Source organism: Dyadobacter sp. SRI_021, assembly GCF_057586235.1.
Genome location: NZ_JBYCZM010000029.1, coordinates 1 through 8,015, shown reverse-complemented (window position 1 = coordinate 8,015; position 8,015 = coordinate 1). Strand labels below are relative to the sequence as shown.

The 8,015-nt window shown below is 43.5% G+C and carries 5 protein-coding genes; all 5 read right to left on the bottom strand.

The features are described 5' to 3' along the window. Positions 1-232 (bottom strand): Arm DNA-binding domain-containing protein (locus AC2YIT_RS32005; RefSeq protein ID WP_487281917.1); only part of this gene is annotated, 232 nt, incomplete at its 3' end. Positions 233-669: 437 nt separating this feature from the next. Then, positions 670-2,451, bottom strand: coding sequence for a RagB/SusD family nutrient uptake outer membrane protein (locus tag AC2YIT_RS32000; protein WP_487281916.1), 1,782 nt, complete (start codon positions 2,449-2,451; stop codon positions 670-672). A gap of 18 nt (positions 2,452-2,469) precedes the next feature. Then, positions 2,470-5,874, bottom strand: a complete 3,405-nt coding sequence (locus AC2YIT_RS31995; RefSeq protein ID WP_487281915.1) for a TonB-dependent receptor — start codon at positions 5,872-5,874, stop codon at positions 2,470-2,472. Between the two features lie 96 nt (positions 5,875-5,970). After that, positions 5,971-7,125, bottom strand: a complete 1,155-nt coding sequence (locus AC2YIT_RS31990; RefSeq protein WP_487281914.1) for a FecR family protein — start codon at positions 7,123-7,125, stop codon at positions 5,971-5,973. Positions 7,126-7,212: 87 nt separating this feature from the next. Continuing rightward, entirely contained in the window at positions 7,213-7,800 is a 588-nt protein-coding gene (locus tag AC2YIT_RS31985; protein ID WP_487281913.1) for an RNA polymerase sigma factor, read from the bottom strand. Positions 7,801-8,015: the final 215 nt, after the last annotated feature.

Here is an 8,015-nt window from a genome sequence, read left to right as displayed (position 1 = left end):
AAACCTTTGCTTGGATTGAATCAAGATAGGCATTTAATTGTCTTACATCCTCTTTGTTTCCTTGCTTTCGGCCCGCGGCTGCATTCCAACGTTCAGGCTCACATTGGCGTTTAATTGCCATTTCAAACCGGTCGCCATCAACCGTTATGCGCATGTAGATCGGCAGTTCGCCTGCCTGATAGTTGGCTCTTCTTTTCAGATAGAACAATAATGTGAATGATTTAACTAACATAACAAACCTTTTTTAGTGATTAAAATAGGTCTATCGCTTCGAAAAAATCAAGATGTTCATCTCTTGAACAGGCTGAAAATAAACCACTTACGAGCTTTCTGGTGAGCACTTCTAAAATTTACCCAAAAATGGCAATTTGCTCTCGATTTGCTCACCAGAGTTTTGAGAATATTTGCACGTTTTGGCCATATACGTACAAAAACAAAACCCCGCAAATGGCTGATTTGCAGGGCTTTGATGATTTTTGATGTTCAATCTAGTGCACCCTACGGCACAAAACTCGAACCATTTGCTGGATGATTTGAGGAAATTGGCGGCGCTATTTAACAACCAATAAGTCCCCAAGGATATCGGACGATTAGATAGTAAATCTTAACGTCTCGAATCAAAATGCCCAACCTCCGTTAATTTGGTATTGGGGATTCTGATTAAGGTAACTACCAGCCGGGATTCTGGATCAGATTTTTATTTCTGTCAATCTCTGATTGTGGCAATGGAAAAAAGTAATAAGCTTTTTTGAAAACACGGGTTTCAAAAACTTTTCTTTGATAAAATTCCGGATCATTTACACTTTTTCCTCCATCCACATTCATACCATAAAACGGACCAGCGTCTGTTTGCTCGGCAATTTTCCAGCGACGCGTATCAAAGTACCGTTGATTTTCGAAGGCAAGTTCAACCTGGCGCTCATTTCGGATCTCTTCTCTCATTTGAGCCTGCGTTAGTCCGGTGGGCAGCTTGGGAATGCCGGCCCTTTCCCTGATCAGATTTACATATTTCGCAATGTCAGGGTTTGTGGGCTCGATTTCATTCAATGCTTCCGCATAATTGAGATAAAACTCTCCCAACCTGAACATTACCAACGGGCGGCGAGAATAGCGGTTGATACGCGGATTGGAATTCGGATCCACATTCTTGCGAACCAGATAGCCCGTAGCCGAATGATCATAGGAACCAGCCTTGCCCGTATTACCGGTATTGAACATTTCCACTACTTTGATACCATCAGATGTATTCATCCATTGACTACCATTGTAAACCACCGATACATAGAATCTTGGCTCCCGCTTTGTCCACATGTTATAGGTACCTGCTTTGGTGTATTTATCATCTGCGGTTGAAAAGCCGTCTTCTATATATCCGGATCCCGCTTCTTTTATATTTTTACCGTTAGCCATGTGGTAGGCATCTACCATATTTTGCGTCACCCCTATGCCACTCCATCCTCCTCCAAAACGCGGAGCCGCATGTCGCTCCCAATCCTGCAGGCCGTTGTCAACTCTGGCAAATATGATCTCACTGTTCCATGGTGTAAGTAAGACATTTTGACAAGACAAATACGGATCAAAAATACCGGACTCATTATTTTGCTTGAAGAGCGTAAAACGATTCAGGTCTATAATTGCCCGTGAAGCGTCAGCAGCCAGCTTCCATTTGTTTGCATCATATTGCTGACTTATCAACTGTTTGCCATCAATATTCTTCATCCCGGCCAGTTCAGTGTTACCATTATACAACGGGCTGGCAGCGTACAAAAGCAACCTCGCCTTCACTGCGCTGGTAAAAGTTTTTGTTATTCTGCCATATTCGCGATCCTGTCCATACCATTCAGGCAGATCATTTGCTGCTTTATCCAACTCCGAAACAATAAAGGTTACACACTCATCGAATGAACTCCTTGCAATCTGTAAGTCGTCCAAAGGCTGATCGGGAGGAATAACTTCGTCACTATTCAGAATTACTATCGGACCGTATTGCCGTAGTAAACAAAAATAGTAGTATGCCCTTAATGCTCTGGCTTCCGCCGTATATTGTGTAATCAGCTGCTTACCCTCCGGCAAGCGGAGAATTTCTGCATTTTCTCCCACCCGCTGCATGAAATAGGTTGCAGTGCGTATTCCCTGATAGTAATGAGTCCAGAAATTATAGAAATTAGAGGTAGCATCCCAACTGCCGATATTCGCAAAATATGTGTTATAACCACTTCTGGCCCAAGTCATATCAGCTTCGTCTGACATACCTGTCCATGGATTATCTCCCCACTGATTTGCTTCATCCCTTACATAGGAGTATGCTCCGTACAGATAACGCTCAGTTTCGGTGCGACGCTGAAAAACCTGGTCAATTGATAGTCTATCGTCGGGGACCTGGTTAAGGAAATCTTCGCTACAGGAAGAAAACCATGTTATAAGCAAAAGACTGTATATGAATTTTTTCATCTTATATCTCCTTTAATGTCAGAAATTGAAATCGATACCCACATTATAGCTTACAAGGTTAGGGTATCCAGCCCCTCTTCCATCACCTAATTCTACATCCCACAATTTGAATTTACTGAACGTCATCACATTATACCCAAGCAAGTAAATTCGCGAGTTCTTCACGCCTATTGCTTTAAACCATTTTGACGGAAATTTGTAAGCCAATTCCAGGTTTTTCAGTCTCAAATAACGACCGTTTTGTACCCAGCGAGAGCTTGTTCTATAATTCATATTCTCATCACCAAAAGTTAGTCTGGGATAAAAAGCATCAGGGTTTGGATTTTCCGGTGTCCACCTATCAGTAATTTCAGATAGAAGATTACCGCGATTACCACCCTGCTGAAAAGGAACAAACCCTTCTCCACTTAATAGAATATCTACATTACCGATGCCTTGGAAGAAGCCGGCAAGAGAAAAATTCCTATAACCTAATGTTAGTCCAAATCCGTAAACAATTTCGGGAATTGAACCAAATCCGATCGGCATCTCATCGAATGCATCTATCTTCCCATCGCCGTTGATGTCCCGGAATTTGACATCGCCGGGCAGTACTTTCCCTACCTGGGTCGCATGCGCTTTAATCTCTTCTTCCGTCTCAAACAGTCCATCCGCGATAAGACCGAACCGCTGACCTATCTTCTGGCCTTTCCGTTCCAGCCATGGATACTTCCATGGCGGCAGGTCGTCCTGAATCACCTTGTTTTTTGCGTAGGTAAATGTGCCTCTCAATCCAAAATCCACTTTACCGATTCGTTTGTTGTATTCGACAGTTCCGTCGAACCCTTTATTTTCTGTAACTCCTAAATTACCATAGGGATTATTTCTCAAACCTAACGTGGCCGGCAATGAAGACCTTCGAAGAAATATGCCATCTCTCCGCTCTTTGAAGTAATCAAGTTGCAGATACAAAGCATTATTCAACATGCGTAAGTCTAAGCCAAAATTTGTTTTCGTTGAAACCTCCCAGCTGACACTGGCTGCGTACTCTGCGATATCCAAACCGTCTAATTTGTCATCATAGGCCTTACCAAATGTGTACGATCCGTTATTATTCACCGTAGAAATAAAGCCAAATCGCCTGCTGTTGTTGGGATCGATATTGCTGTTTCCCGACTGGCCGTGGGAGAATCTGAACTTGAAGAGTTGAAATGCATCGGCAAGCGGTTTAAAAAACTTCTCCTCAGAAGCTACCCATCCCAACCCTATTGAAGGAAAGAAACCATACCTTCTGGAAGGTTCAAAATTCTCCGATCCATTGTAACCGAAATTGAATTCCATCAGATACCGGTCTGCGAAGGAATAAGTACCGCGACCCGCTATACCCCTGTTACGGAAAGGAAGAGACAGAATAAAATCGTCTGCGAAGCCTGGTACCTTGTCTGTCTGGTTGTAAAGTAACATCAGGCCTAATCCGTGCTTCTCCCAATTTTTGTTATAATTCAAAGAGCTTTCCGTGTAAAATTGCCGGTCACCGCTATTAGTTCTGGAATAACCCAAGTATTCGCTCCCGATTCTCGTCTGATTGTAAACGAGATCCCCTGCCTCATTTCTTCCAGTCGCCAGCCAATTATCAGAAGTTTTTGTGCGCCGGAGGGTATGCTGATTATAGGCGTCGAACGAAAACATCGATGTAAAACTCAATCCTTTCAGCCAGAAACCTAAATCCTGATTAACCCGGATGTTGGACAAAAGCTGATTGCGCCACTCAGTTACATATCCGGATTGCGTCAGTTGATCGTAAGGATTCTGAACAGAAGAACCGGCTTGAAGGCCTGCGATTTTTCCATCAGGATATTTGACCGGATAAATGACCGGTGGTGCCTGCATGGCTGACCCGAAAATGTCATTGGTACCTGTTCCCGGAAAATTCCCATTCATGACATACCCCTGTATTCCCAGACTGAGCTTTGTAGATCTGGTCAAATTCAGGTTCACATTGGAAGTGAAATTATACCTGTCTGTTTTGATAGCCGAGTTGTAACTGGACAATCCATCGGTTTTAAACAAGCCTGCCTCGCTGAAATAGGATGTTGAGATGTAGTAGTCGGCATTCTCGGATCCTCCGGTGATGTTGAAATTCACCCGGCTATTTTTACCATATTTATTAAAGATTTCATCAAACCAATTGACATTCGGGTACAGATAGGGATCTTCACCACTCCTGGTCTTATCGATTGCATCCTGCGAATAGGAAACCGGATTCCCTCTGGTAGACTTGGCTTCGTTAACCATCTCCATATACGTTGCACCATCAACAAACTTGGGCAGTTTTGTAAACGAGGTTACACCCTGACTCAAACCGACATTGATTTGGGGCCGGCCGGCCTTTCCTTTTTTAGTGTTGATAAGAATCACCCCATTGGCACCCCTGACACCATACACCGCGGTAGCGGAAGCATCTTTCAGTATCGAAAAACTTTCAATATCCTCAGGGTTGATATTAGCGAAATCACGTTGGACACCGTCCACCAATACGAGCGGACTCGTACCGGTAAAAGTTGAAACGCCCCGAACCCAAAGGGATGCGTTGTCGTATCCAGGCTCCCCGCTTCGCTGGACTGAAATAACTCCGGAAATGCGTCCAGCCAGTACTGTCGTCAAATTCCGTACGGGCTGTTTCAAATCTGCAACAGAGATCGTGGACTGGGCACCGATCGTTGTGATTTTCCTTTGCGTCCCAAAACCAACTACGACCACTTCCTCCAATCCCGCCGCATCTTCGGCCAGTTCTATTTCGTAGGAAGTTTTATCCCCTACGATTTCCTCCTTGCCCAGATAACCTATGAATGAAAAAACCAGAATTTCCCCTTTCTCCGCATTGAGCTTAAAAGCCCCGTTCGCATCCGTTGTCGTCCCTTTCGTCGATCCTTTGATCGTTATTGTAGCGCCGGCGAGTGCAGTTCCTTTTTGATCTCTGACTACGCCTGTAATCTCAAAAAGCAGGATGTTTTTTGGTTCAACCAACACTGTCTTCTCGGGCAAGACTCGGAACTTTTCCTTTTCAGGTTCTCTTTCGACGATCGATATTTGTCTGCCGTTTACTTTGTAATCCAGCCGACTGCCTTTTAATGCCTGGTCAAGTGCTGTGGTCACCTCCACATTCTCCAGATCCAGATTTACTTTCAGTTCAGCAGCCTTATTGAGGAGATTATCCTTGTAGAAAATTCTGTAATCGGTGTCTTTCTGAATTTTGTTAAAAAGAGTTGTTAAATCGCCTTTTTTTATTTTGACGCTTATCTTTCCTTTTTGGGAATATCCGGTAGCGTGCAGACCCATCATTCCGATCCATAACAGCAACACTGTCAGCTTCATAATCCTGATTAACTTTTGTGGGTCGAATTCTCCCAAAGGGCAATACCCCGACTGGTCAAATTTTTTCATAAATTTGAATGGACATTTGTTGAACACAATTGTTTAAAAATCACTTGCTTGCCTGCAAGTGCATTCTAACGGGAGACGTAGCCGCGTCTTCCGTTTTTATTCGGATGATGTATCGTTCTTTTCGAATATGAACCTCCTTTCTGATTTGTGATATTTCAATGATGTAGCGTCAGCCAGGCCAATGATCATTTGGTCTATATCCTCATGAAGATCCAGTGAGCCTGAAAATGTTTCCATTCCAACTTCCTCATCCTGAATGGTGAACTCGTATTTGTAGTAGCGGGATAATTTCTTGAAGACCTCCTTCAATGTTTGATGATTGGCAATCAGGTAGCCGTCTTTCCAGGAGATATATTCGTCGACATTCACTTTGTCAATTTGTGCCCGTTTGGAAATTCCGTCATAAACAGCGCGGGTACCAGGCACCATTTTAGATCGTTGACCACCCCAGAATGAACCCTTTTGTGTAAGTAATTCTATGCTTCCTTTCGCTAATACCGTAGATACGTTTTGATCATCTCCGTAAGAGCTGACGTCAAATTCCGTCCCTAATACCTTGATGTCCATGCGGTCGGTCTGAACATAAAACGGTCGGTCGATATCATGGGCTACCGCAAAATAGGCCTGACCATCCAGGTAAACCTCTCGCTTTCCGTCTGCAAATTCAGATGGGTATACAAGTCTGGAGCCGGAGTTGAGCCAGATCTTTGTCCCGTCAGACAAAGTAATTTTTGATCTCTTGCCGTAAGGAACAACCAGTGTGTTCAAACCGTCTTTTTGCGCAGGACTTACATTTTTTTCGACACCGGATGAGTCGATTTTGATCAGGTCATTTTCATATACAACATCAGAATTCTCACCCTTTAAATGAATGGTCCTGGAATCTGCCAGCATCAGACGGGTCTCTGTGGATTCAATAGAGACGGATGCTGCGGCTTGTTTCATAGCATCGCCAGCCGGACGTTTCAATAGCTTATACCCCACTCCTGCTAACAAAATTAGGGTAACGACGGCAGCTACCCGATACCAGCCTGCAAGCATGAAAAGCCTTTTGCTGGTATCCGCTTTCGGTATCCGGGCATATGCTATTACCCGGTTCCAGATCCGGTCTTTTTCGCCTTCAGGTAGTTTTTCCTGGGGAACCGATTCGAACAGCATTCTCGTATTATCCGCAATTACGCGTTCCGGACCTGTCAGATCGGGATCATTTTCTGGATGATTTTGTAAGTCGTCGTAATCTTCCTCTTCCATGGAAACTAAAATTTACTGAAAGAGAAACAAGACTGCGAAATATAGACTTCTAAAATGATTTTTTTTAACAAAAAGAATATGTTAATTTTATAAAGTCCATAAAATCAGCAATATAGCACTTACTTCAAGCTTACCGCGAAGTTCCTTAATCGCACGATACACAAACGTTCTGCAAGTGGGGACCGAGATTTGCATCATAGAAGCTATCTCTTCGTAATCCAGATTGTGTGTAAATTTCAGGTAAAGTATCTCCTTCTGTCTTTCGGGAAGCTTGTTGATTTCCACTGCCAGGGCTTGCAGCATTTCGCGCTGTCTTTCATCACTGACAGTATCCTGTTCAGCGCTGAACGAAAACCTGGATACCACCTTGTCGTCCAGATCCCATTCGTTCAGGCTAAAAATGGCAGCCTTCTTACTCGCCGTGTGTAATTTTCTTTTAAAACTTTTCAGAAGGTAGAAGCGCACATTCACATTCTTAGCCAGTTCGTCTCTGTAATGAAGAAGATCAATGAAAAGATCCTGAATACAATCCTTCACCATATCCTTGTCTGATGTGTAACGCAGTCCAAATGCATATAAAATATCTGCATATTTATCGTATAGCCGGCCGAATGCGGTCTGGCTTCCGGAGGTAAAAAGCTCCCATAGTTCGATATCAGATTTGTTAACAATCATTCGACCAGAGCTGCTCTTTTGCAATTATTCTATGTCAGGTTTAAAAAAGAATGCCATGGAGGATGGCATAGGGAGATTTTCGTTTTTGAGCAAATCAAATTTAGCCGAAGGTATACATTAAACCTGAATAACTTGACGTGACCGGTGCGCATTCGTTATCACAACTACGTTCAAGTTCTCTCCTTGCCATGTTAGTCCACCGTCCAAAGTCCTAT